This is a genomic window from Streptomyces sp. NPDC021115 (assembly GCF_044333065.1).
GTDB lineage: Bacteria > Actinomycetota > Actinomycetes > Streptomycetales > Streptomycetaceae > Streptomyces.
In genome coordinates this window covers 117,221-141,552 of record NZ_JBIRQF010000023.1, presented here as the reverse complement: position 1 = coordinate 141,552, position 24,332 = coordinate 117,221, and the positions used below count along the sequence as shown (strand labels likewise).

Below are 24,332 nucleotides of genomic sequence, written 5' to 3'. Positions count from 1 at the left end.
CCGGTTTCTCCGGGCGCTTCCCTCCGGCCCTTCCGGGCCTTTCGTGTTTCCAACCTTACCAGATCCGTTTTCCGTTCCGTTTCCGGTCCGAATTCTGTTTCCGGTGGCCTGTTGGGGGCCTTTGCCTTTCGGCTGTCTTCGACTTTAGCAGAGTCGCATCGGCCGACCTAATCGGCTTCGCGATTACCTACGAGGGTCAAAGTGCTCCGTCGGAATTGCCTTCACGAACGGAGCGTTTTAGATGCCAACGGCTGCCGAGCAACGTACCACGCCGCTCACCGCAACCGTTAAAATCTACCTCCCCGCATGGCCCGTGTCAACGGGTTTCGGGGAGATGAACACCGTACCAGCTCGGCGGGGCGCTCCGCACATCACCCGAAGGACGACGGCGGTGTCTCCAGCTCCTCCAACTCGATGCCCGGGGCGGCGAGTACCACGTCGCCCGCGAGGTAAACCGTGTGCTGCTCTCCCGTGTCCAGCTCGCTGACCTGGTACTCGTCCACGGTGAGCGGGCCGCTGTCGGTGGAGTGCTCCGTACTGCCGAGCAGGGCCCAGGACTGGTCGAGGGTGCGCGGTGCGAGGACCGGGTCGGTGAAGGCGACGAGGCGGACGCGTACGGGGCTCACACCGGGTTCGAGGCGGAGCATGCGGGAGAGGGCGACCAGGAAGGCCGGGGAGGTGCCGGTGAACGCGTGGGCCTGGGTGTTGCCCTCGGTCGCGTGCTCGCCGGAGGGGTCCGTACGGACCCAGGTCACGCCCTCCATCGCGCCCCCGCGGACCCGCCAGCTCGCGGCGTGCAGCTCCAGGCGGAGGGGGCGGCCGAGTTCGTCGAGGGTGAGGTCCACCGAACCGGTGTGCTCACCGGAGGGCGAGGTGCGCTGTGCGACGTAACGCCATCCGCTGGGGCCCGGCGCGCAGTGGAAGTGCTCTTCGCCGAGGGGGGCGTGGTCGTGGGTGTCGTGGAGGGAGTAGCGGCCGCGGGGCATGGTGAGGTCCTTCAATGGCTGGGGCCCGCCCGGCCGGGGTGCGGCGCGGGCGGGCCCGGGGGCCCCGCCGGTGGGCGGGGCCGGTGGCCGGTGGCCGACGGCTCGGAGCGTCGGCCGGGGCGATCAGTAGCGGTAGTGGTCGGGCTTGTACGGGCCCTCGACCGGGACGCCGATGTAGTCGGCCTGCTCCTGGCGGAGCGTGGTCAGCTTGGCGCCGAGCGCTTCCAGGTGGAGCCGGGCGACCTTCTCGTCCAGGTGCTTGGGCAGGACGTACACGTCGGTCGGGTAGGACTCGGGCTTGGTGAACAGCTCGATCTGGGCGATGGTCTGGTCCGCGAAGGAGTTGGACATCACGAACGACGGGTGACCGGTGGCGTTACCCAGGTTCAGCAGACGGCCCTCGGAGAGCACGATGAGCTTCTTGCCCTCGGGGAACGTCCAGGTGTGGACCTGCGGCTTGACCTCGTCCTTGACGATGCCGGGGATCGCGGCGAGACCGGCCATGTCGATCTCGTTGTCGAAGTGGCCGATGTTTCCGACGATCGCCTGGTGCTTCATCTTGGCCATGTCGCTGGCCATGATGATGTCCTTGTTGCCCGTCGTGGTGATGAAGATGTCCGCCGTCTCCACCACGTCGTCCAGGGTGGCGACCTGGTAGCCGTCCATCGCCGCCTGGAGCGCGCAGATCGGGTCGATCTCGGTGACGATGACCCGGGCGCCCTGGCCGCGCAGCGACTCCGCGCAGCCCTTGCCGACGTCGCCGTAGCCGCAGATGACCGCGACCTTGCCGCCGATCAGGACGTCGGTGGCGCGGTTGATGCCGTCGACCAGGGAGTGGCGGCAGCCGTACTTGTTGTCGAACTTCGACTTGGTCACCGCGTCGTTGACGTTGATGGCCGGGAAGAGCAGGGTGCCCTCGCGGTGCATCTCGTACAGGCGGTGGACGCCGGTGGTGGTCTCCTCCGTGACACCGCGGATCTCGGAGGCGAGCTGCGTCCACTTCTGCGGGCTCTCCGCGAGGGTGCGGTTCAGCAGCTCGAGGATGACGCGGTGCTCGTCGTTCTCGGCGGTGGAGACGTCAGGGGCGGCGCCGGCCTTCTCGTACTCGACGCCCTTGTGGACGAGGAGGGTGGCGTCGCCACCGTCGTCCAGGATCATGTTGGGGCCGCCGGTGGCGGTACCCGGCCAGGTCAGCGCCTGCTCGGTGCACCACCAGTACTCCTCCAGGGTCTCGCCCTTCCAGGCGAAGACCGGGATGCCCTGCGGGTTGTCCGGGGTGCCGGTCGGGCCGACCGCGATCGCGGCGGCCGCGTGGTCCTGGGTGGAGAAGATGTTGCAGGACGCCCAGCGGACCTGAGCGCCGAGCGCGGTCAGGGTCTCGATCAGGACCGCGGTCTGCACCGTCATGTGCAGCGAGCCGGTGACCCGGGCACCGGCCAGCGGCTGGGAGGCGGCGTACTCCTTACGAAGCGCCATCAGGCCGGGCATCTCGTGCTCGGCGAGAGTGATCTCCTTACGACCGAAATCGGCCAGGGAGAGGTCGGCGACCTTGAAGTCCTGACCGGTGTCGGCTGTCGTCATGAGTGCTGCTCCTCAATGATCGGTTGGCGAGCGAGAGTGTTTTCGGCTGGCCTGCGGGCAGCGGGCACTGTGCGTCCGGACGTGCGTCCGACACACGTGAAGTGGACACACGTGTCCCCTTTGCTCGCAGCGCGCAGTCCGTCGGAGGCCCTCTCTCCCTCGGCCGGCCCGCGGACGGGCCGCCCGACCGCCATCAGCAGCGACGTCTGGCTCGGTCACGAATCTACACCGCTGGGTGGGGTGAGCCCCAGCCCACGGGGGTGTTGTTCGGGCCACGGACCGTGTGTCCCGCGATCATCGCGGCCGCACCGCTTTGATCCCGTCCACGGGTATTGCAGGATGCCGCTGGCACGGGGACGCTTGCACATTCCCGCGCTGTACTGCGCGTTGACGGCGTTGTCGACGCCGCTGCCGACAAGGAGAACCACGTGACCAGTCCAGCCGATCCCCCCAACGGTGCGGGGGCCAGCGGGCCAGGGCTCAAACTGCTCGCCGTGACCGCCTGTCCGACGGGCATCGCCCACACCTACATGGCCGCCGAGAAGCTGGCGCAGGCCGCGGAATCGCTCGGTCATCGCATGAAGGTGGAGACACAGGGCTCGATCGGGGCCGAGAACGTACTGTCTGACAACGATGTCAGCGAGGCGGACGGCATCATCATCGCCGCGGACAAGGACGTCGACCGCAGTCGGTTCGCCGGTAAGCGGGTGCTCGTCGTCGGGGTGGCCGAGGGGATCCACCATCCGGAGCGGCTGATCGAGCGGGTGCGGGAGGCGCCCGTGTACGAGGGTGACGGTGGTGGGCGTCCCGGGGGCGGTGCGGGTGCCGGGGGCGGTGGTGGCGGGGCCAAGGGGCGTGGCGTCACGTACAAGGCGCTCATGAACGGCGTCTCGTACATGATCCCGTTCGTGGTCGTCGGCGGTCTGCTGATCGCCGTCTCGCTCGCGCTGGGCGGCGATACGACGTCCAAGGGGATCGTCATCCCCGACGACTCCTTCTGGAAGACCGTCAACGACATCGGCACCATCGGCTTCCAGCTGATGATCCCCGCCCTGTCCGGCTACATCGCGTACGCCATCGCCGACCGGCCCGGGCTGGTGCCCGGCATGGTCGGCGGCTGGATCGCGGCCCATGGCGAGCTGTACGACAGCGAGGCGGGCGCCGGGTTCATCGGGGCGATCGTCACCGGCTTCCTCGCCGGGTATCTGGTGCAGGGGATCAAGAAGGTCCGGGTACCGAAGTTCGTCCAGCCGATCATGCCGATCATCGTGATCCCGATCGTGGCGACCTCGGCGCTCGGCCTCTTCTTCATCTACGTCCTCGGCAGGCCGATCGCCTGGGTCTTCGAGAACCTCACCGACTGGCTCGGCGGGCTGACCGGTACCAGCGCGGCGCTGCTCGGCATCATCCTCGGGCTGATGATCGCCTTCGACATGGGCGGGCCCGTCAACAAGACGGCGTTCCTCTTCGGTGCCGGGCTGGTCTCCAAGAACCCCGAGGTCATGGGCGCGTGCGCGGCGGCCATTCCGGTGCCGCCGCTGGGGCAGGGGCTGGCCACGCTGATCCGTCGCCGGATGTTCGACGACCAGGAGCGCGAGACCGGGCTCGCGGCGCTCTTCATGGGCTTCTTCGGCATCACCGAGGGTGCGATTCCGTTCGCGGCGGCGCGGCCCGCGATGGTGATCCCGGCGAACATGCTCGGCGGTGCGGTGGCCGGGGCGATAGCCGGGCTGGCGGCGGTCGAGGACAGCGTGCCGCACGGAGGGCCCATCGTGGCGGTGCTCGGTGCGGTGAACGGGGTGCCGATGTTCTTCGTGGCTGTGGTGGTCGGTACGGCCGTCACGGCGGTGGCCACGGTGGGGTTGATGTCGGTGAGGGCGTCGGGGGCGTCGGATGGTTCGGGGGCGTCGGGGCGTGGTGGTGCGGTGTCGGCTGATGTGACGGCGAAGGCTGAGCCGGTGCTGGTGGGGAGCGCTGTGGGCGGGGCCTCGGGGGCTTCGTCGGGCGGTTGTGGTGCGGGTGTGGGTGCGGGTGGCGTGGAGCCTGTCGATGGTGAGGTGTTGTCCGGGTATCTGACCGAGCGGACCGTCAAGGAGCGGCTGGCCGCCGGGCGTAAGGACGATGCCATCCGCGAGATGGCCGAGCTGCTGGGCGCGAGCGGCAAGGTCGCGGATGCAGAGGAGCTGGTGCGGGCCGCGTTCGCCCGCGAGGACCAGGGCACCACGGGTCTCGGCGACGAGATCGCGATCCCGCACGCCAAGACGGACGCGGTGACCGCGCCGGTCGTCGGCTTCGCGCGGTCCGCCGAGGGCATCGAATGGGGTGCGCCGGACGGTACGAAGGCTCGGCTGGTCTTCATGATCGCGGTGCCGGAGGCTGCGGCGGGGGACGAGCACCTGCGGATTCTGGCGCTGCTGTCGCGGAAGTTGATGGTCGCGGAGTTCCGGGAGCGGTTGGTGGAGGCGGAGGGTGAGGGGGCGATCTTGCGGGTGTTGGGCGAGATCGCGTAGGTGGGGGGCGGGGTGGGTTTTTCCCCACCCCGCCCCTTTCCCGAACCGGGGCTCCGCCCCGTCCCCGCCGGGGCTGCGCCCCTGGCCCCGGCCGTGGTGCAGCAGACCCCGGGAGGGGGGAGCCTTGCTCGGGGCCGGGGTACGGGGCCGCAGCCCGTTTTTTTTTGGGGGGGGGAGCGCGCGTTGGGCTCCAAGGGCGCGGCCTGCGGGCTCGCCCGTGCTCGTGAGCTCGGCCGAGGTCAACGCCGGGCATCTGGAGGGCGCGCCGGAGATCGTCGGACTGCCTGCTTCCAGCGCGGGGCCCCTCCCCCGCCGGTCTGAGCCCCCGCGCCCCCTCCAGGGCAGGGGGCTCAGGCTCAAGCCCGCACCCGGCTGCGCCGTCCCCGCCGGGGCTGCGCACCTGGCGCCTCCCGGGACAGCGGGGCCCGTAACCGATCGTGCCGCCCCCGAGCCGTACAGCGCGCCACCGCCGACCGCCCCGGCGGGGCTTGCGGGCGCCCCCTCTGAGCCCCGGGGGCAGCTGCGGCCCTCGCCCCGGCGCCGGGCTGTGCCGTTCCGTGGGCGGGTGTGCCGAACGCCCCGGGTGGCGGCCCGGGGCGTTCGTGGCGGTGCGGGGATGGTCAGGTCGTGGCTGGGCGGAGGATGTCCGGTTCCAGGTAGATCACCCGGGCGATCGGGACCGCCTCGCGGATACGGGCTTCGGCGGCGTCGATCGCTCGGGCCACGTCGGCCGCGCTGTCGTCGTGCTGGACGGCGATCTTGGCGGCGACCAGGAGTTCCTCGGGGCCCAGGTGGAGGGTGCGCATGTGGATCAGGCCCGTGACGGTCTCCCCGTCGACGACCGCCTCGCGGATCTTGGCAACCTGGTCGACGTCGGCGGCCTCGCCCAGCAGGAGGGACTTCGTCTCGGCCGCGAGGACGAGGGCGATCAGGACCAGCAGGGCGCCGATGCACATGGTGCCGATGCCGTCCCAGACGCCGTTGCCGGTGAGGATGGCGAGGCCGACGCCGCCGAGGGCGAGGACGAGGCCGACGAGGGCGCCGAGGTCCTCCAGGAGGACGACCGGCAGCTCGGGGGCCTTGGCGCGGCGGATGAACTGGGACCAGCTCAGCTTGCCGCGGGTCTCGTTGGACTCCTTGACGGCCGTACGGAACGAGAAGCCCTCCGCGATGACCGCGAAGACGAGCACGCCGACCGGCCAGTACCAGGCCTCCAGCTCATGCGGGTGCTTGATCTTCTCGTAGCCCTCGTACAGCGCGAAGACGCCGCCGATGGTGAACAGCACGATGGAGACGAGGAAGCCGTAGATGTAGCGCTCTCGGCCGTAGCCGAAGGGGTGCTCGGGGGTCGCGGCGCGCTTGGCCTGTTTGCCGCCGAGGAGCAGCAGTCCCTGGTTGCCCGAGTCGGCCAGCGAGTGCACGCCTTCGGCGAGCATCGACGACGAGCCGCTGAAGGCGAACGCCACGAACTTGGCTGCGGCGATGGCCAGGTTGGCGCCCAGTGCGGCAACGATCGCCTTGGTTCCGCCGGATGCACTCATATGTGCCGAATGTCCCTTCCCGCTCATGGCAGTTTTGCTTGAGCTTTACTGCCGCTACGGCGGGCCATTGTTCCAGCCCGCCGCAGGAGCCTGACGTCAGGAGGTCAGTGTGGCCCTGAACACAGTGCCGTCGCCGGTCACGGTGACCTCTTCGCCCGCCCTGAGGTAGGCCGATTCGCCGCGGGACAGGTGGAGTTCGGCGTCCTGTCCGTCGGCGGCGCGGAGCGAAACCTCGCCCGCGGCGCACAGCAGGATCTGCGGCCCGGAGGACGGCAGCCTGCGGGGTGCGGCGCCCTCCGCCAGGACGTACCGGGAGAGCCGGAACTCGTCGATCGGGGTGGTGTACAGCTCCTCGCCGGAGGGGTCCTCCTCAGGGCGCAGCACCGCCGGGGCGTCGCTCTCGAAGCGGACGATGCGGAGCAGTTCGGGGACGTCGACGTGCTTGGGGGTCAGGCCGCAGCGCAGCACGTTGTCGGAGTTGGCCATGATCTCGACGCCGAGGCCGTCGAGGTAGGCATGCGGGACGCCCGCGCCCAGGTACAGCGCCTCACCGGGCTGAAGGGTGACGAAGTTGAGCAGCATCGCGGCGATCACGCCGGGGTCGCCCGGGTAGTGCCGGGCGATGGTGGCGTACGCCGCGTACGCCGGGGCGTGCGGGCCGTCGAGCGCGCCCAGCCGTTCGGCGGCGGCCGCGGCCTGGTGCACGGTCTCGGCGATCGCCTCCCGGTCGGCGCTCAGCACGGCCGTCAGCACCTCGCGCAGGGCGTGCGACTCGGGGTGGGCGTGCAGGATGTCGACGTACGGCTTGAGCGAGTCGACCTCGAGCCCGGCCAGCAGCGCGGCGGCCTCATCGGGGTCGCGGAAGCCGCACAGCCCGTCGAACGGCGTGAGGGCGCAGATCAGCTCGGGCTTGTGGTTGGCGTCCTTGTAGTTACGGTGCGGGGCGTCCACCGGGACGCCCCGGGCCTCCTCGTCCGCGAAGCCCGCCTTCGCCTGCGCGAGGTCCGGATGCACCTGGAGGGAGAGCGGCGAGGCCGCGGCGAGCACCTTGAGGAGGAACGGGAGCCGCGGCCCGAAGGCCCGTACGGCGTCCGCACCCAGCTCGCGCTCCGGATCGGCCTCGATCACGTCGGACAGCGCGACGGGGCCCTCGCCCCGGTCGAGGCGGGACGGCGCCCCGGGGTGCGCCCCCATCCACATCTCGGCCTGCGGCTCGCCGGTCGGCTCGACCCCCAGCAGCTCGGGGATGGCGGTGAGGGAGCCCCAGGCGTAGGGGCGCACGGTGTTGACGAGGCGGTCCATGCGGTGCGGTTCCTGACTGTCCGGGCGGAGGTGGTGAGGGGTACGGGTCGGCCGTTTGCGGCAGGGCCACGGTCTGGCCTACGGCCTCAAGTTCTATCCGCCGGAGCAAGCGCGAGGTAAACGGCGGCGAAATCCGTGATGGCGAGAAGTTCGGCCGCGCGCTCCAGGGGGCTTCCGTCGTCCGGTTCCAGCTCGCTGAACGCCGTATCGTGCGCCAGCGCCAGCTCGCGGGCCGCCGGGACGGCCGACACCGGGCCCACCGGCTCGTCGTGCAGCAGCACGATCCGGGCGCGCAGCGCCTCCGGCTCCTCCACCCGGTCGCGGAAGAAGTCGTCCGGGTCTGCCCCGCCCGCGAACACCCCCGCCAGCAGCGTGCCGTGCGCGGCCAGCGCGCCGGGCAGATCGGCGGCGAGCGCGGGGCGCCCGGCCAGCGTCGCGAGCAGCCCCGCGAAGCGCCGCCCGGTCGCGGTGGCCACCGGGCCCTCGGCCCACAGCAGCGGAAGCGCGTCGGCCAGCTCGGTCGCGAGCGTCTTCGCGGGGTTGGTGTACGTCGCGATGGCCGGTCCGCAGCGCTCGGCGACCCGGTCGAGGCGGTCGGCCACCTGCTGGAGCGCGGCGGGCGGCGCGGAGATCAGGCCGATCCGGTCGACGAGCATGAGCAGCGGGGTGAGCAGCGCCCACAGCGTGCCCGGCAGGGCGGGGCCGGTCACCTCGTCCGGTGCGGTGCCCGGGGGCTCTATGTGCGGTGGGGTGGTGTGGCGTGGGTGCGCGCCCGTGGGAACGGGCTCGCCCAGCGCGCCCTCGGGCGGGGGGCCTTCGGGGTGGGTGGGTTCGGGCTCGGGCTGGGCCCTTCGGGGGTGGGAAGGTTCGCGGCGGGGGGCTTCGGGGGGCGTCGCGTACGGGGACGTGGCCATCGGCACCATCAGGCCGCGCGCCTGCGCCACCGCGCCCGCCAGCGGTGAGTGCCCCGGGGCCACCGCCACCAGGGCGCAGCCCCGGCGGTACGCCTGCTCCACGAGGCGCGGCAGCCCCGGCTCCGTACCGTCCGGCGTCACGATCACCAGCAGCTCCGCCGGGCCCGCCCAGCCGGGCAGCGCCCAGCGCAGCGCGCCCGGGGCCGGTGCGACGCCGGTGGGGGCGATCAGGCTCACCGGGATGTTGCCGCCGCTGAGCGCGCCGAGGAGATCCGCCGTGCAGCTGCCCGCCGCGCCCGGGCCCGCGACGAGGACGGCGCGTGGCCGTCCGTCCGGCTTGAGGTCCGTGACGCCTGCCTCGGTGGCCTGGCGGGCCGCCGTACGGACCCTGGCGCCGGATTCCGCGGCCCCGCGCAGCAGTCCGCGGGCGTCGGCGCGCGCCAGGGCCTCTGGGGCGTCGAGGAGGGATTCGTCGAGCATCGAGCTACGGCCTCCGATCGCCGTGGGCGGGGCGGTGCGGGTGGTTGTCGCGTGCGGCCTTACGACGGGCGGCGGGCCTCGTCCACGAGCAGGACCGGGATGCCGTCCCGGACCGGGTATGCGAGGCCGCAGCCCTTGCCGTCCGTGCACACCAGCTCGGGGGCCTCCTCGGCCGTCTCCTCGGCCGTTCCCTCGGCCGTCTCCTCGCGGAGCGGGGCGTGGCACGCCGGGCAGGCGAGGATCTCCAGAAGACCGGCTTCCAGCGGCATGGGGTGTCCCTTCGGGTGTGGTCCGGCCGGGGGTGGGTCCGGCGTGGTCAGGGTACCGCCGGGGGTGCCCCCACCGCGGCCGGTGGCCCACCCGGGGCCCCGCCCCCGGGCCCGCTTTCGGGGCAGGGCCCCAGGTCCGCTCGGCTCGGCCTCGCCCGGCCCCGTTTCGGGGGCTCCTGGCCGGCTCCGCGGGGTGCGGGGGCGGTGGGCTTTCCCCCATCCCGCCCCTTCCCGAAACCGGGGGCTCCTCCCCCGGGCCCCGGCTGGGGCTGCGCCCCAGACCCCCTTCGGGGGCCCGCCCCCGCACCCCCGCCGGGGCTCCGCCCCGGGACCCCGCTCCTCAAACGCCCCCAGCTACCGCTGGGAGGTGCCCCCAGGGGGCTGGGTGGTACGCGCCCGGAGGGCTGGGGTGGGGCGCTTCTGCGTCCGCGCCCCCGGCCGGGTGGTACGCCCGCCAGGGGCTGCGGGTGTGGGCCTTCGTTCCGCGGAGGGCGGCTCCCCGGGGGTAGCGGGGGTGGGACGGGCGGGCATCGCCCGTCGCATCGGTCCGCGCCCGGGAATGGAGGGTCAGGCTCGGATCTGGGTGAGGACCTCGTCTCGGATGTGGTCCGCCGTGGCGCGGTCGCGGGCTTCTACGTTGAGGCGGAGGAGGGGTTCGGTGTTGGAGGGGCGGAGGTTGAACCACCAGTCGGCGCTGGTGACCGTGAGGCCGTCCAGCTCGTCCAGTTCGATGCCCTCGTCCTTGCGGCCCTCGTAGGCGGCCTTGACGGCCTCCATGCGGCCGGTCTGGTCGGCGACCGTGCTGTTGATCTCGCCGGAGGCGGCGTAGCGGTCGTACTGCTCGACCAGGTGCGACAGGGGCCGCTCCTGGCCGCCGAGGGCGGCCAGGACGTGGAGGGCGGCGAGCATGCCGGTGTCGGCGTTCCAGAAGTCGCGGAAGTAGTAGTGGGCGGAGTGCTCGCCGCCGAAGATGGCGCCGGTGCTGGCCATCTCGGCCTTGATGAAGGAGTGGCCGACGCGGGTGCGGATGGGGGTGCCGCCGTTCTCCTTGACGACCTCGGGGACCGACCAGGAGGTGATGCAGTTGTGGATGATCGTGCCGCCGGGGTGCTTGGCCAGTTCGCGGGCGGCGACCAGGGCGGTGATCGCGGAGGGGGCGATCGGTTCGCCGCGCTCGTCGACGACGAAGCAGCGGTCGGCGTCGCCGTCGAAGGCGAGGCCGAGGTCGGCGCCGGTCTCGCGGACGCGGGCCTGGAGGTCGGTGATGTTCTTGGGGTCGAGCGGGTTGGCCTCGTGGTTGGGGAAGGTGCCGTCCAGCTCGAAGTAGAGGGCGTCCAGCTCCAGGGGGAGCCCGTCGAAGACGGTGGGGACGGTGTGGCCGCCCATGCCGTTGCCCGCGTCCACGACGACCTTCAGCGGCCGGATGGCGGTGAGGTCGACGAGGGAGCGCAGATGGGCGGCGTAGTCGGTGAGGACGTCGCGCTGGGTGAGGGTGCCGGGGTCGGCGGCCGGTTCGGGGGCGCCGGTCTCGGCCCAGCCCTCGACCAGGGAGCGGATCTCGGCGAGGCCGGTGTCCTGGCCGACGGGCGCGGCCCCGGCCCGGCACATCTTGATGCCGTTGTACTGGGCGGGGTTGTGGCTGGCCGTGAACATCGCGCCGGGCAGGTCGAGGTGGCCGCTGGCGAAGTAGAGCTGGTCGGTCGAGCAGAGGCCGATCTCGGTCACGTCCACGCCGAGGGAGGCGGCGCCGCGGGCGAAGGCCCGCGACAGGCCCGGCGACGAGGGGCGCATGTCGTGGCCGACGACGATCGCGGCCGCGTCGGTCACCCGGGCGAAGGCGGCGCCGAACAGCTCGGCGAGCGGTTCGTCCCACTGGTCCGGGACCACACCGCGGACGTCGTACGCCTTCACGATCTGCGACAAGTCGGGCACAGCCAACCCCTTCTCGAGGTCATTCTTGGAGAGTCTCCACGGAACTCAAAACTTACCCTTCGGGGCTGGGCGGCGGCTGTGAGGGCCTTCGCCGCGCGGCGCGCGTCGTTCGGGCTACGGCAGCATCCAGCCGAGCAGGAACGACGACTGCGCGACCACGATCAGGCACATCAACAGCAGCAGCCCCAGGCTCCACGGCAGTACCTTCCGCAGCAGGTCCCCCTCGCGCCCCTGGAGGCCCACCGCGGCGCACGCGATGGTGAGGTTCTGCGGGGAGATCATCTTGCCGAGGACGCCGCCCGAGCTGTTGGCGGCGGCGAGCAGGTCGGGCGAGAGCCCGGACTCGCGGGCGGCGGTGACCTGGAGGGCGCCGAAGAGGGCGTTGGCTGAGGTGTCCGAGCCGGAGACGGCGACGCCGAACCATCCGAGCACCGGGGAGAGGAAGGCGAGCCCGGCCCCGGCAGCGGCGACGAAGTGGCCGATGGTGGCGGCCTGTCCGGAGAGGTTCATGACGTACGCGAGGGCGAGCACCGAGGTGACCGTGAGGATCGCGTGCCGCAGTTCGCGCACGGTGGCCGCCCACTCCCCCAGCGCGTCGCGCACGGCGACCCGCAGGACGGCGGCGGTGGCGATACCCGCGAGCAGGACGAGGGTGCCGCCGGTGGCGAGCAGGGGCAGCGCGAGGAGGTTGCCCGAGACCGGCTCCCCGTCGGGGGCGGCGACGTTCAGGAACGGCCAGTCGACGGTGCGGGTGGCCTTGGCCAACAGGTCCTTGACCGGGCCGATCTGGGCTATGGAGAAGATCGCGACGATGAGCGCGTACGGGGCGTAGGCGCGCAGCACCTCGGGGCGCGGGTCCTCGCGGTCCAGGTCGTCGCTGCGCACACCGGTGAGCACGGCGGCGCGCACCGGCTCCTCTGCGGGCCGCCTGGCGGCCGGTACGGCGACGAGCGCGGCGGCACCGACGAGCGCGGCCGCGATGTCGGCGAGTTGGACGGAGAGGTAGTTGGAGACGGTGAACTGGGCGACGGCGAAGGCGGTTCCGCAGGCGAGCGCCGGCATCCAGGTCTCGCGCAGTCCGCGCCGCCCGTCGACCAGCACGACGAGCAGCAGGGGTACGACGAGGGCGAGCAGCGGGGTCTGCCGTCCGACGACGGAGGCGACGGAGTCCAGTGGCAGCCCGGTGACTTGAGCGAGCGTCACCACGGGCGTGGCCATGGCGCCGAAGGCGACGGGCGCGGTGTTGGCGACGAGCGCGACGACGGCGGCGCGCACCGGCTCGAAGCCGAGCGCCACGAGCATGACCGCGCAGATGGCCACCGGGGCGCCGAAACCGGCGAGGGCCTCCAGCAGCGCGCCGAAGCAGAAGGCGATGACGAGGGCCTGGACGCGGGGGTCGTCGGAGAGCCGCCCGAACGAGCGGCGCAGCACGTCGAAGTGGTCGGTGCGGACCGTCATCCGGTACACCCACAGGGCGTTGACGACGATCCACAGGATGGGGAAGAGCCCGAAGAGCGCGCCCTGTGCGGCGCTGGAGAGGGTCTGGCCGAGGGGCATCCCGTACGGGAGCCAGGCGACGAGGACGGCGACGGCGAGGCCGATGGGCCCCGCGTAGTGGGCGCGCATCCGCACCCCGCCCAGCAGGACGAGGACGGTGAGGAGGGGGAGGGTGGCGACGAGGGCGGAGAGGGACAGCGAATCGGCGACGGGCTCCAGTTGCTGCACGAACACACGGGCCTCCCGGCGTTGGGCGTCGGCATTCGGGGCCGTATCCCCGGAAGTCCACATCCGTGATGCGGAAATGGAGGACTCGGGGTCCAGGAATGGTCTGCCGGTGGTGAGTTCGCGTCAATGCCCTGGAAGGAAGTGATCGACTTGTGCCGGAATGTGTCGGCGAAGAGATCAGCGAAGAGTGGGAGAGGGAAGCCCAGCGGGAAGGTCAGGACTCCGGTGAGCGCAGCACGCGCAGATGGCCGCGGCGCGCGACCTCCCGGGGATCTGCCTCCCGGCCGCTCTGCCCGCCCCCGGAACCAGAACCGGAACCGGACGAACCGGCGCCGCCCGCCGCCCCGGCCGCGCGCTCCTGCGGGCGGGCCGCCTCGCGCACCGCGTTGGCCAGGGCTTCCAGATCGTCGCTGCTCGGCCGGGCCGGACCGGTGTCGACGGCCAGCCGGACGACCTCCCAGCCGCGCGGGGCGGTCAGCCGCTCCGAGTGCTCCGAGCACAGGTCGTAGCAGTGGGGCTCGGCGTAGGTGGCCAGGGGTCCGAGAACCGCGGTCGAGTCCGCGTAGACGTACGTCAGCGTCGCGACGGCGGGGCGGCCGCAGGCGGTGCGCGAACAGCGACGTACAGGGCTCACGACGTTGGACGGTACCGCACTCTTGAGCGGGCCGCGACGACTCTCCACCAGCTCACTCCGCCGTGTCGTCCCGGTTCGCCCCGTGCATCCCATACGTGCACTTCCCGGTTGACCAGCGCGAAGATCGGGACCGTCGAGAGCCGCCGACGACAATTCCGGTCAGCGCTCGAACCGAGAGGGGTCATTCTGTGGCAGCGAAGCGAGCCGAGAGACGTCCGTTAATAAACGCAAACATGGCTGGAATGTTCAATAAGTGACATTGGACATGGCTGTCCAGTAAGCACGTGCCGGGGGCCGGGCGACGGCTACCCTCGTGAGTGATGACCAGGCCCGTACCCTCCGACCAGCCCGAGCCGCGCCCCCGCAGGCGCGATCGGCACGGCCGGGGTATGCGCGGTCCGATCGCGCCGCCACAGGTGCCGCTGTCGGTCAGCCGCGCCGAGTCCTTCGTCGATCTTGTGCAGGACTCCGCGGAACGGCTGGAGAGACGGTGGCCGCAGCTGTCGGGAGTCGACTTCACGGTGCTGGAGGTGCCGGTCACCGGCGTCGGCGGCGGCGCCGACGGGCCGTCCGGGCCCGGGCTCGACGGGCATCCGGCGCTCGGCTCCGGCGGCCTCACCGACGGATGGGACGGCGAGTCCGTACCGCTCGGGCGCTTCATCGCGGCGCGCGGCGACGCGCCGGACCGGATCGTGATCTACCGGCGCCCGGTGGAGATCCGCACCAAGAACCGGGACGAGCGCGCCCTGCTGGTGCACGAGGTCGTGGTCGAGCAGGTCGCGGAGCTGCTGGGGCTCGAGCCGGAGTCGGTCGACCCGCGGTACGGGCAGGAGTAGGGCGGAGCCGGTTCCCCGGCCCCGCCCCACCACCCGGTTCTAGCGGTTCAGGACGGACAGGTCCTGTGTCGCGTGCGGCACGTCCACCGTCCCCCGGTCGTCCGGGAGGGACTGGATCGTGAAGGCCGGGACGCCGCCCTGCGGCAGCGCCAGCATCCGCGAGGCGTGGACCGGGCCGCCCGAGAGGCGTTCCACGGTCACGGCGTACTGCCCCTTGGCGCCGGACGGCTTCGGCGGGGCGACGGCCTTCGTGGTGCCCCCCTTGACCGTGTAGGTCTCGCTGGCCGGGGTGCCGCCCCCGCTGCCCGCCGAGGCGGTCACGCGGACCTTCGAGGTGGCGCCCGGGGCGACCAGGGAGAGGGTGGAGCCCTTGGCCCGGTTGTCGGCTGCGGTGGCGGTGCGTTCGATGGCGCCGGTGGCGGGGATGAACGCCGTCTCCTGGTCGCTGCCCTTCCCGCGGGTGACCTGGAGCCCGGCGACCACCGGGGTGGCCGGGCCCTCGTCGCCCTCGGGGGTGAGCAGCAGCGATCCTGGCTCGCCCTTGGTGACGTCGCCGAGGTCGATCGCCGCGCTCATCCCGCTCTTGACGTGCAGGGACTCATGCCCGGCCGGGGTGATCGAGCTGGTGGGCCCGGCGAGCCGCACCTTGAGGTCCGCGTCGTCCGCGCCGGGCGCGAAGACCACCAGGCGCGCCGACGTGGCGTCGGACGGGATGCCGGGGATCGCGACGCTCGTGGCGGGCACCGCGGAGGCCGGGATCCAGTCGCCGCCGCGCTTCTCGTCGATGGCCTGGACGGCTGCGCCGACGCGTCCGCTGCGGGCCGTCACATGGAGGGACACATCGGTGGACCGCTGATCGGTGAGCGTGGAGAGCAGCACCGGCACGGTGGACCGGCCCGGGACCGTGATCGACTCGTCGCTCGTGGACTTGAGGCGGCCGTTCGGGCCGTACATCGTGAGGTCCACCTCGGCCGCCCGGTCGTCCGGGTTGGTCAGGTGGACGAAGTCCTGCCGGTCCTTCTCGGTGGACGCGCCGGGGAACCAGAAGTCGGTGTCCGGGGCGGTGCACGCGGTGCCCATGAGGCCGCGTCCGCTGCCCGCGTCGATCTCGGTCGTCTGCTGGACGGTCCAGCCGGGCGCGAGCGGGCCGTCGGCGGTGCCGACGAGTGCGGGGGCGCCCGAGCGGTCGGTGTCGGTGGTGACCGGCGTGCCGGGGCTCTTGAGCGGCAGGACGGGCTTGTCCGCGTCCTTTCCGCCCTTCCCGCCCGTGGCGCCGTCCGCCTCGTCGGACACCCCGTCAGGGGCGCTCTGGGCGGGCAGCAGTTCGGCCCTGGCGCTCCCGCCGCCCGCTCCGCCGCCGCTCCGCTTCGGGGTGTACGCGGTGTACGTCGTGCGGCTCACGTCGGAGTCGCTGGGCGACGGGCACAGCAGCGTGGAGCGCTGTACGGGCAGCCGGCTGGCGGCCTTGGCCGCCGTGCCCGCGTCGTCCGACGGGCCGCCGGTGAGGGTCGCCACGCCGGTGACGGCGGCCAGCGCCGCCGCCGCGCCGATCAGGGACAGGGTGGTGCGGTTCATCGCTGCTGATCGCTCCCGTCGCGGCGGCCCTCGTTGGCGGCGCCGCCGTACGTCGTGTCGCCCTGGGCGGGGTAGGTGCCGTCGGGGTACGTGCCGTCGGGGTAGGGCTGCTGCTGGTCGTAGCCGTACGGGTCGGCCTGCTGCCCTGCGGCGTACTGTCCGCCGCCGGGCTGCCCCGCGGCGTACGGATCGGCCGCGTACGGATCGGCGTAGGGGCCGCCCGCGTACGGGTCCGCCTGGTACGCGGCGTCCTGGTACTGCCCCTGCGGGTACGGATAGCCGCCCGGGTACTGGTCGGCCGGGTACTGCCCGTATCCGGCGTCCGCGTAAGGCTGCTGGACATCCCACTGCCCGTACGGCTGCGGCTCGGGCTGCTGCTGCGGCTGATCCGGTACGAACGGCTCCGGTACGAACACCGGCGGCTCGGCGGGCGGTGCGGGCGGCGGGGGTACGTCCGCCGCCGGTGCGCCGCCCTCCGCCGGGGCGTCCCGCGGCGCCTCCGCCGCCTGCGCGGCCTCCGCGGCGGCGCGCAGCCGCCGCGCCCGGCGCCCGTCGCCCGCCAGGTCCTCGGCGGTGATGGCGGCGGCCGCCGCGGCCTCCGCCTCCGGCATGTCGTCGTCCACGTCACGGCGGCGGCCCGGCAGCGCGAGCACCAGCAGGACGACCGCGAGCAGCCCCTGCGCCCAGATCCACGCGGTGTGGGTGATCGGGGTGTCGTAGGTGAGGTCGAGCCGACCGCCGTTCGCGGGGAGTTCGAAGCCCTGCGCCCAGCCGTCGAGGGTCTTGGCCGTCAGCGGCTTTCCGTCGAGCGTGGCCGTCCAGTCGGGGGTGGCCCGGTCGGCGAGCCGCAGCACGCGCCCGTCGGCGCCGTCCGGGATGGTGGTGTGCGCCTCGACGGGACCGGCCGCCACGGGCACCGGCGCGGCCGGCGTGCCGCCGCCCTGGGCACCGGGCGCGGCGATGGAGACCCGCGAGACCCGCTGGTCGAGCCGCCACAGGGTGCCGTCCTTCTCCCTGCTGAGCTGGGTGAGCCCGGGCGTGGCGTTCAGTACGCGGGTCACATCGCGCGAGGCGCCCTGCTGTACGTAGACGTAGCGCACCGCGTAGGCGCCCAGCCGGGCGGTCTGGTCGGCGCCGGAGCCCGCGACCAGATGGGCCACGACGTCGTCGAGGCGGGTGTCGGCGCCGCCCGCGGCGGCGAGTTCGCCGTCGCCGAGCCGGGCGCCGGAGCCGCGCACCAGGGCGTAGTCGGTGCGGGCGTCGTCACCGGAGAGCACCAGGGTGCGGGCCTGGTCCTCGGTGGCGCTCTCGGCCGCCACGAACGCCGGGACCTGGGAGGGCTCGCGCCGGGACAGCGGACCGTCCGCGCCGCTGACCATCCAGCTGACGGCGGCGTACAGCGGGGCGGCGGCCGAGGCGACGGCGATGATCAGCGCGACCGGCTGGCGCCAGCCGAAGCTCTGCGCCGCCACGCGCTCCTTGGCGCCCTCGGCGCCGACCACGGCGGCGGTCAGCAGCGCCAGCCCGTAGACGAGGGTCGCGGGCCCGGCCCAGGCGGAGCCGTTGCTGAGCGCCGCGAAGAGGAACCCGGTGAGGGCCGCGGCCCAGGCCGTACGGACCGTCAACTGCCGTTCGCCGCGCATCAGCGCGGCGAGCGCGGCCAGCACGAAGCCGAGCAGCAGCAGCGTGCCGCCGCCCTTGGGGCCGCCGGGGCTCAGCGCGAGCAGGTCCAGGCCGGACGCGGCGCCGCTGCCGCTGTCGAGCCCGGCCTCCTTCAGGAAGCGCACCGGGTCGGTGAGCAGGTCGACCGACCAGGGGGCGAGCACGAGCAGGGGGGTGAGGACGACGGCCAGGAACCGCAGCCCGTACGCCATCAGCGGTTCGCCCTGCCGTTGCCGCAGGACGAGCACCCCGGCGGACAGCAGCAGCGCGATCGGCCAGACGACCGGCGTGAACGCCATGGTGAACGTCAGCAGCAGGGCGTACGCCCACGCCGCGCGCCAGCTCGGCAGTCTGCCCTTCGTACCGCCCGCCCGGAAGCCGCCCGCGGCCGCCGCCGCGCGCGCCATCAGCGGCAGCAGGACGGCCAGCACCGCGGTGCCAAGACGCCCGCCCGCAAGCGCCCCGGTGGCGGCCGGGAGGAAGGCGTACGCGACGCTCCCCCACGCGCGCAGCAGGCGGGACTCGACGAGCGGCCGGGAGGCGAAGTACGCGATGAACCCCGCCAGCGGCACCGAGCAGACCAGCAGCAGGGTCAGGGTGAATCCGGTGCTGCCCAGGAAGACCGTCGCCAGCGCGGCGAGCGCGGCGAGATAGGGCGGGGCGCTCTGGGTGCCGCCGGTGCCGACCGGATGCCAGCCGTCGATGCAGCTCGCCCACAGGTCGGAGACCTGTGCGGGGGCGGGCAGCAGATCGCCGCCCGCGAGCGCGCCGGTGCCCAGCAGTTCGCGGCAGGCGACCAGGGAGACCACCAGCAGCACGACGAACAGCATCGGGCCCGGTTTGCGCGCGATCCGCTTGAGCCGCGCGAACTGCTCGATCTCCAGGAAGTCGGCGTCGTCGCCGGTCGGCCCGGACTCGACGGCGCCATGACGGCCGCCGGAGGACAGCTCGGGCTCGGACCGTCCGCCGATGTTGCTGGCGATCTGCTCGGCCGTCGCCCGCACGGTCGCCCCGGAGGGCGGGAAGAGCGGCCGCAGCTCGCTCGGCTCGGTCGCCGGACGGCCGCGCCGTTTGCGCGCGGCGCTGATCTTCCCTGGCCGCAGCAGCGTGCCGGACAGCCCGGTGACCTCGTCCAGCGCCTGTCCCGGCACCTTGCCCACCAGATAGGCGAGGGTGCGCAGCAGGGTGCCGAGGACGACCCGCAGCATCACATAGGGCAGCAGCGCGCCCCGGGTGTTGACCAGCAGGGTGTAGACGGCACCGGCCTTGTCGACGCGGTGCGGGCTGGCCACGGAGCGGCCCACGCAGTCGATGGGGCGCCGCTCGCGCGCGGACGCCTCGGCGTGCCGCAGGGAGGCGTCCGGCGCGATGAGTACCTGGTGGCCGGCGGCGTGGGCGCGCCAGCACAGATCGACGTCGTCCCGCATCAGGGGCAGCCGGGGGTCGAAGCCGCCCAGCTGCTCCCAGACGTCGCGGCGCACCAGCATGCCCGCGCTGGAGACCGACAGCACGGGCCGCACCTGGTCGTGCTGGCCCTGGTCCTGTTCGCGGCGCTCCAGACCGGTCCAGCGGCGGCCGCTGCGGGCGATGCTGACGCCCACTTCGAGCAGCTGCTTGCGGTCGTACCAGCCGCGCAGCTTGGGGCCGATGATCGCGGCCTCGCGGTTGGCCAGCAGCTCGGCGTCGGCGACCCGCAGCAGCTCGTGGAGCGCGTCCGGGTCGGGCGCGCAGTCGTCGTGCAGCAGCCACAGCCACTGGATCGGCTCGCCGTGCGGCAGCTCCGGCATGTCGTACGCGTCGTCGCGCCAGGTGCGGTTGACGGGGTCCCAGCCGCTGGGCCGCTTGAGGTACGGCAGCTCCTCGGTGCCCAGCACGGGGGCACCCCGGACGGCCTCGGCGACGGCCGTACCGAAGCCGCTGCGGCGCGCCAGGTGCAGGACCCGCTCCTCGCCGAGGGCTTCGGTCAGCAGCCGGGCCGACTCGTCGGCGCTGCCGGTGTCGGCGGCGACGACGCTCTGCACGGGCCGCTCCTGGCCGAGCAGGCCGGACAGCGCGTCGGGCAGCCAGCGGGCGCCGTCGTGGGAGACGAGCACGGCGGTGACGACATGGCGCGGGAACTCAGGTGCCGGTTGCGCGGCGGCAAATCCGGCGGAGGCGGCCGGGTGTGGGGCCGCCGAGTGGCTGTGCACGGACATCGAGGTACGGGCCCCGGTTCGCTGGACTGCGGTGGACGAGCCCGCCCCAGGGGGACGTTGGCGCGCCTCGGACGGGCCCCCACACTAACGGCTGCGTACGCAGGCGGTCCGCCTCCCATCGCCCCAGGGGGCGGGAGACGGACCGTGTACTCCGCCGTGAGCTGTGCGGATGTGGTCTGACCGCAGCTTCTTCCTCAGACCGCGGCCTCGGACCGCGCCTCAGACCGCGGCCTTCTTCAGGCGGCGGCGCTCCCGCTCGGAGAGGCCGCCCCAGATGCCGAAGCGTTCGTCGTTGGCGAGGGCGTATTCAAGGCATTCGGAGCGGACCTCGCAGGCCAGGCAGACCTTCTTGGCCTCGCGCGTGGACCCGCCCTTTTCCGGGAAGAACGATTCGGGATCGGTCTGGGCGCACAGTGCGCGCTCCTGCCAACCGAGCTCCTCGTCCGCCTCTTCGACCAGCAGTTGCTGGAACAACTCGGTCATGTGCGCCCCTCGTCTGTTTTCGCGTCCCCGGTGCCGTCCCCGTGCCCTGGTGCCGTGGGTCAAACCGGCAGAACGACACGTGTGAAATTACAAGTGCGCCGATCCGGGCCAGTCAAGCCGAGATCTGCTATTGGGCCTCTTATTCACTCTGCGGAACCAAGGCTGCGCGGAAAGTGTTCAAATCGGCCTAAACGCGACACGTTTCCCATCCGCTGTCCCCGGCGTCCCTCGTTCCCCACGAACGCACTCACCGTGGAGGACGCCGTGAACACCGTTTCCGTTGCACACAGGGGCTAGGTGCTGCGCCATGTGTCCGGCTAACGCTCGGGCAAACCTTTCTGCCTCCACATCGACCGGATGTGGTGAACGAGGACCACCCGGGCGAGTGATCAAGTTGACAGGAGGGCACGGACCCGCTGTCCTTGTCCTCATGTCAGTGACCCACGCGCCCCAGTCGACCCGTGACCACGGGTTCCGCTGCGCCGTGCAGGCTCGCTGTCGCTGTTCCAGCTGTTGATGCCCTTCTGAGCTCCAGCTTCTTTCCCTCGCGTATCCATCGCGTCTCCCTGCGTCACCCCGCACAGCTCCGCTTCGCGCACCACCGCGCTTCTCCGCCGAGGAATCCCCCACATGAACAGCGACGTCCAGATCGCCGGTGACCCGCTCGCCATCCCGCATCTGCTGCCGCCCGCACCCGCGCACCCCACCACCGTCTCCGGCTTCGCCGGGCTCGCCCGCGACATCGCCGCCGACCGCGACAGCTGGGCGCCGCTCGTGCGGTACGACGCCACCAGCCGCTGGTACCACCGGCTGCGCACCGGCCCCGGCTATGAGGTCTGGCTGCTCAGCTGGGTGCCCGGTCAGGGCAGCGGGGCCCATGACCACGGGCGCTCCTCCGGCGTACTGACCGTGCTCCAGGGCGAGTTGACGGAGCGCGTGGGGGAAGACGGCGGCGCACGGCATACGCTGCGCGCCGGCGCGCAGCGCGTCTTCGCACCCGGATACGTGCACGACGTCGTCAACGACGCGCTCGAACCCGCCGTCAGCCTGCACATCTACTTCCCCGGCCTCACCGAGATGCCCCCGCACCCCGCCCAGCCCGCCGGTAGGGGCGCTCCCGCCCCTCTTGATGCCCTGAGCTGAGCCCCGCCCCGCACGGTCCCGTTGTCCTAGGCGGCTGCAAGGCCCTCCCGTCGCCCACCACCACCCTCAACGGATCAGCCTTCGGCTGACAGACTGTCCCCCGTCGCCCACCACCACCCTCAACGGATCAGCCTTCGGCTGACAGACTGTCCTCCATGCGCATTGTGGTTCTGGCAGGCGGCATCGGCGGCGCCCGTTTCCTCCGCGGTCTGATGTCGGCGGTTCCCGACGCCGACATCACCGTCATCGGCAACACCGGCGACGACATCCACCTCTTCGGCCTCAAGGTCTGCCCCGACCTCGACACCGTGATGTACACGCTCGGCGGTGGCATCCACGAGGAGCAGGGCTGGGGCCGGGCCGAGGAGACCTTCGCCGTCAAGGAGGAGCTGGCGGCGTACGGCGTGGGGCCCGAGTGGTTCGGCCTCGGCGACCGGGACTTCGCCACGCACATCGTCCGTACGCAGATGATGGGCGCCGGTTACCCGCTCAGCGCCGTCACCGAGGCGCTGTGCGCGCGGTGGCGGCCGGGGGTGCGGCTGCTGCCGATGACGGACGACCGCGTCGAGACCCACGTCCTCATCGACACTGCGGACATCAGCGGCTCCGCCGCGGGGGACGGTGACGGCCGCAAGGCCGTGCACTTCCAGGAGTACTGGGTCCGGATGCGCGCCTCCGTGCCCGCCCATGCCGTGGTGCCCGTCGGCGCCGACCAGGCCAAGCCCGCGCCCGGGGTCCTGGAGGCCATCGCCGACTCCGACGTCGTCCTCTTCCCGCCGTCCAACCCCGTCGTCAGCGTCGGCACGATCCTGGCCGTCCCCGGGGTGCGCGAGGCCATCGCCGACGCCGGGGTGCCCGTCGTCGGCCTCTCCCCCATCGTCGGCAACGCGCCGGTGCGCGGCATGGCCGACAAGGTGCTCGCCGCCGTCGGCGTCGAGTCCACCGCGGCGGCCGTCGCCAAGCACTACGGCTCCGGGCTGCTCGACGGCTGGCTCGTGGACACCGTGGACGCCGGGGCGGTCGAGGAGGTCGAGGCCGCCGGAATCCGCTGCCGGGCCATTCCGCTGATGATGACCGACACCGAGGCCACGGCGCGCATGGCCACCGAGGCGCTGGCGCTGGCCGAGGAGGTCCGGGCATGAGCAGACCGCCCGCCTCCCCGGAGGTCTCCTCGTACCAGGTGTGGGCCATTCCCGGGCTGCCCGAGGTACGGCCCGGCGACGACCTCGCCAAGCTCATCGCCGACGCCGCGACCGCCGGTGGTCTGCCGGGGCTCGCGGACGGCGACGTCCTGCTCGTCACCTCGAAGATCGTCAGCAAGGCGGAGGGGCGCGTCGTCGCGGGCGACGACCGCGAGGCCGCCATAGACGCCGAGACCGTCCGGGTCGTCGCGCGGCGCGGGCGCACCCGGATCGTCGAGACCCGGCACGGCCTGGTCATGGCCGCCGCCGGAGTCGACGCCTCCAACACCCCCGCGGGCACCATCCTGTTGCTCCCCGAGGACTCCGACGCCTCCGCCCGCGCCATCCGGACCGGGCTGCGGGACGCGCTCGGGGTCGACGTCGGCGTCGTCGTCACCGACACCTTCGGGCGGCCATGGCGCACCGGGGTCACCGACGTCGCCATCGGCGCGGCCGGCGTGCGCGTCCTGGATGATCTGCGCGGCGGCACCGACACCCACGGCAACGCGCTGAGCGTGACCGTCGTCGCCACCGCCGACGAGCTGGCCGCCGCAGGAGAGCTGGTCAAGGGCAAGGCGGACGGGCTGCCGGTGGCGGTGCTGCGGGGGCTGCCGCACGTGGTCGCGGACGCCGACGGGGAGCCCGACGCGGGCGCGCGGCCGCTGGTGCGCGGCGCCGCCGACGACATGTTCCGGCTGGGCACATCCGAGGCCGTCCGGGAGGCGGTGACCCTGCGCCGTACGGTCCGCGAGTTCACCGGCGAGCCGGTGGACGGCGCGGCGGTGCGCCGCGCCGTGGCCGCCGCCGTCACCGCGCCCGCGCCGCACCACACGACGCCGTGGCGGTTCGTGCTGCTGGAGTCGGCGGAGTCGCGGACGAGGCTGCTCGACGCGATGCGGGACGCGTGGATCGCCGACCTGCGGGCCGACGGCTTCTCTGAGGAGTCCGTCGCCAAGCGGGTACGGCGCGGTGACGTGCTGCGCAAGGCGCCGTACCTGGTGGTGCCGTGCCTGGTCGCGGACGGCGCCCACCCGTATCCGGACCCCCGCCGGAGCGCGGCGGAACGGGAGATGTTCGTGGTGGCGGCCGGGGCCGGGGTGCAGAACCTGCTGGTCGCGCTGGCGGGTGAGCGGCTGGGGTCGGCGTGGGTGTCGTCGACGATGTTCTGCCGACCGGTGGTGCGGGAGGTGCTGGACCTGCCGGAGGACTGGGACCCGATGGGCGCGGTCGCCGTGGGCCACCCGGCGGCCACCCCGCCGCCCCGTCCGGATCGGGGCGTGGACGGGTTCGTGGTGGAGCGGTAGGGAATTCGGGGCGCGCGGGGTGGGGGTGCGCGCCGGGGCGGGGGTTGTGCGGGTGCGTTGTGGGTGTGCGGGGCGTGGC

General features: G+C 72.8%; 17 protein-coding genes. 5 read left to right on the top strand and 12 right to left on the bottom strand.

All coding sequences use genetic code 11. From position 1 onward, the window contains the following. Positions 1-371: 371 nt before the first annotated feature. Positions 372-986: a hypothetical protein gene (locus tag ACH4TL_RS40415; RefSeq protein WP_398328567.1), complete on the bottom strand. Its 615-nt coding sequence runs from the start codon at positions 984-986 to the stop codon at positions 372-374. 123 nt (positions 987-1,109) lie between these two features. Then, complete coding sequence (gene ahcY / locus ACH4TL_RS40410; protein ID WP_398328570.1) at positions 1,110-2,567, bottom strand: adenosylhomocysteinase; 1,458 nt, start codon at positions 2,565-2,567, stop codon at positions 1,110-1,112. A gap of 428 nt (positions 2,568-2,995) precedes the next feature. Here ahcY and ACH4TL_RS40405 point away from each other — a divergent pair, with 428 nt between their 5' ends. Then, the gene (locus ACH4TL_RS40405; RefSeq protein ID WP_398328573.1) at positions 2,996-5,077 is read left to right on the top strand and encodes a fructose-specific PTS transporter subunit EIIC; all 2,082 of its coding nucleotides are present in this window, start codon (positions 2,996-2,998) and stop codon (positions 5,075-5,077) included. Positions 5,078-5,697: 620 nt separating this feature from the next. Here ACH4TL_RS40405 and ACH4TL_RS40400 read toward each other — a convergent pair. The 7 genes from ACH4TL_RS40400 to ACH4TL_RS40370 all read right to left on the bottom strand — a co-directional run bounded on the left by ACH4TL_RS40400 (position 5,698) and on the right by ACH4TL_RS40370 (position 13,922). Further along, the gene (locus ACH4TL_RS40400) at positions 5,698-6,618 is read right to left on the bottom strand and encodes a cation diffusion facilitator family transporter (RefSeq protein ID WP_398328576.1); all 921 of its coding nucleotides are present in this window, start codon (positions 6,616-6,618) and stop codon (positions 5,698-5,700) included. A 96-nt stretch (positions 6,619-6,714) separates the two neighbouring features. Continuing rightward, positions 6,715-7,920: a mannose-6-phosphate isomerase, class I gene (manA, locus tag ACH4TL_RS40395; protein ID WP_398328579.1), complete on the bottom strand. Its 1,206-nt coding sequence runs from the start codon at positions 7,918-7,920 to the stop codon at positions 6,715-6,717. Between the two features lie 86 nt (positions 7,921-8,006). Continuing rightward, on the bottom strand, positions 8,007-9,314 hold the full coding sequence (locus ACH4TL_RS40390; RefSeq protein ID WP_398328582.1) for an SIS domain-containing protein: 1,308 nt from the start codon (positions 9,312-9,314) through the stop codon (positions 8,007-8,009). Between the two features lie 59 nt (positions 9,315-9,373). Continuing rightward, the gene (locus ACH4TL_RS40385) at positions 9,374-9,583 is read right to left on the bottom strand and encodes a Trm112 family protein (RefSeq protein WP_398328585.1); all 210 of its coding nucleotides are present in this window, start codon (positions 9,581-9,583) and stop codon (positions 9,374-9,376) included. 567 nt (positions 9,584-10,150) lie between these two features. Then, the gene (locus ACH4TL_RS40380; RefSeq protein ID WP_398328588.1) at positions 10,151-11,515 is read right to left on the bottom strand and encodes a phosphomannomutase/phosphoglucomutase; all 1,365 of its coding nucleotides are present in this window, start codon (positions 11,513-11,515) and stop codon (positions 10,151-10,153) included. A gap of 114 nt (positions 11,516-11,629) precedes the next feature. Further along, on the bottom strand, positions 11,630-13,246 hold the full coding sequence (locus ACH4TL_RS40375) for an L-lactate permease (protein ID WP_398328591.1): 1,617 nt from the start codon (positions 13,244-13,246) through the stop codon (positions 11,630-11,632). Between the two features lie 208 nt (positions 13,247-13,454). After that, positions 13,455-13,922, bottom strand: a complete 468-nt coding sequence (locus ACH4TL_RS40370; RefSeq protein WP_398328594.1) for a DUF3499 domain-containing protein — start codon at positions 13,920-13,922, stop codon at positions 13,455-13,457. Positions 13,923-14,194: 272 nt separating this feature from the next. Here ACH4TL_RS40370 and ACH4TL_RS40365 point away from each other — a divergent pair, with 272 nt between their 5' ends. Beyond that, entirely contained in the window at positions 14,195-14,710 is a 516-nt protein-coding gene (locus ACH4TL_RS40365; RefSeq protein ID WP_398328597.1) for a metallopeptidase family protein, read from the top strand. A 39-nt stretch (positions 14,711-14,749) separates the two neighbouring features. Here the strand turns inward: ACH4TL_RS40365 and ACH4TL_RS40360 are convergent, their stop codons facing one another. The 3 genes from ACH4TL_RS40360 to ACH4TL_RS40350 form a co-directional block, all read right to left on the bottom strand. Continuing rightward, positions 14,750-16,285 (bottom strand): DUF5719 family protein, encoded by a 1,536-nt coding sequence (locus ACH4TL_RS40360; protein WP_398328600.1) that lies wholly within the window; start codon positions 16,283-16,285, stop codon positions 14,750-14,752. Further along, positions 16,282-20,142 (bottom strand): glycosyltransferase family 2 protein, encoded by a 3,861-nt coding sequence (locus ACH4TL_RS40355; RefSeq protein WP_398328603.1) that lies wholly within the window; start codon positions 20,140-20,142, stop codon positions 16,282-16,284. The genes ACH4TL_RS40360 and ACH4TL_RS40355 overlap by 4 nt, the downstream gene beginning before the upstream one ends. Positions 20,143-20,361: 219 nt before the next feature. Beyond that, positions 20,362-20,625: a WhiB family transcriptional regulator gene (locus tag ACH4TL_RS40350; protein WP_004952403.1), complete on the bottom strand. Its 264-nt coding sequence runs from the start codon at positions 20,623-20,625 to the stop codon at positions 20,362-20,364. Between the two features lie 630 nt (positions 20,626-21,255). Between ACH4TL_RS40350 and ACH4TL_RS40345 the strand changes: the two genes are divergently transcribed. From ACH4TL_RS40345 to ACH4TL_RS40335, 3 genes are all read left to right on the top strand, one after another. Next, the gene (locus ACH4TL_RS40345; RefSeq protein ID WP_398328606.1) at positions 21,256-21,768 is read left to right on the top strand and encodes a cysteine dioxygenase; all 513 of its coding nucleotides are present in this window, start codon (positions 21,256-21,258) and stop codon (positions 21,766-21,768) included. Positions 21,769-21,923: 155 nt separating this feature from the next. Continuing rightward, complete coding sequence (gene cofD / locus ACH4TL_RS40340) at positions 21,924-22,910, top strand: 2-phospho-L-lactate transferase (RefSeq protein ID WP_398328609.1); 987 nt, start codon at positions 21,924-21,926, stop codon at positions 22,908-22,910. Next, positions 22,907-24,253, top strand: coding sequence for a coenzyme F420-0:L-glutamate ligase (locus ACH4TL_RS40335; protein WP_398328612.1), 1,347 nt, complete (start codon positions 22,907-22,909; stop codon positions 24,251-24,253). The genes cofD and ACH4TL_RS40335 overlap by 4 nt, the downstream gene beginning before the upstream one ends. Positions 24,254-24,332: the final 79 nt, after the last annotated feature.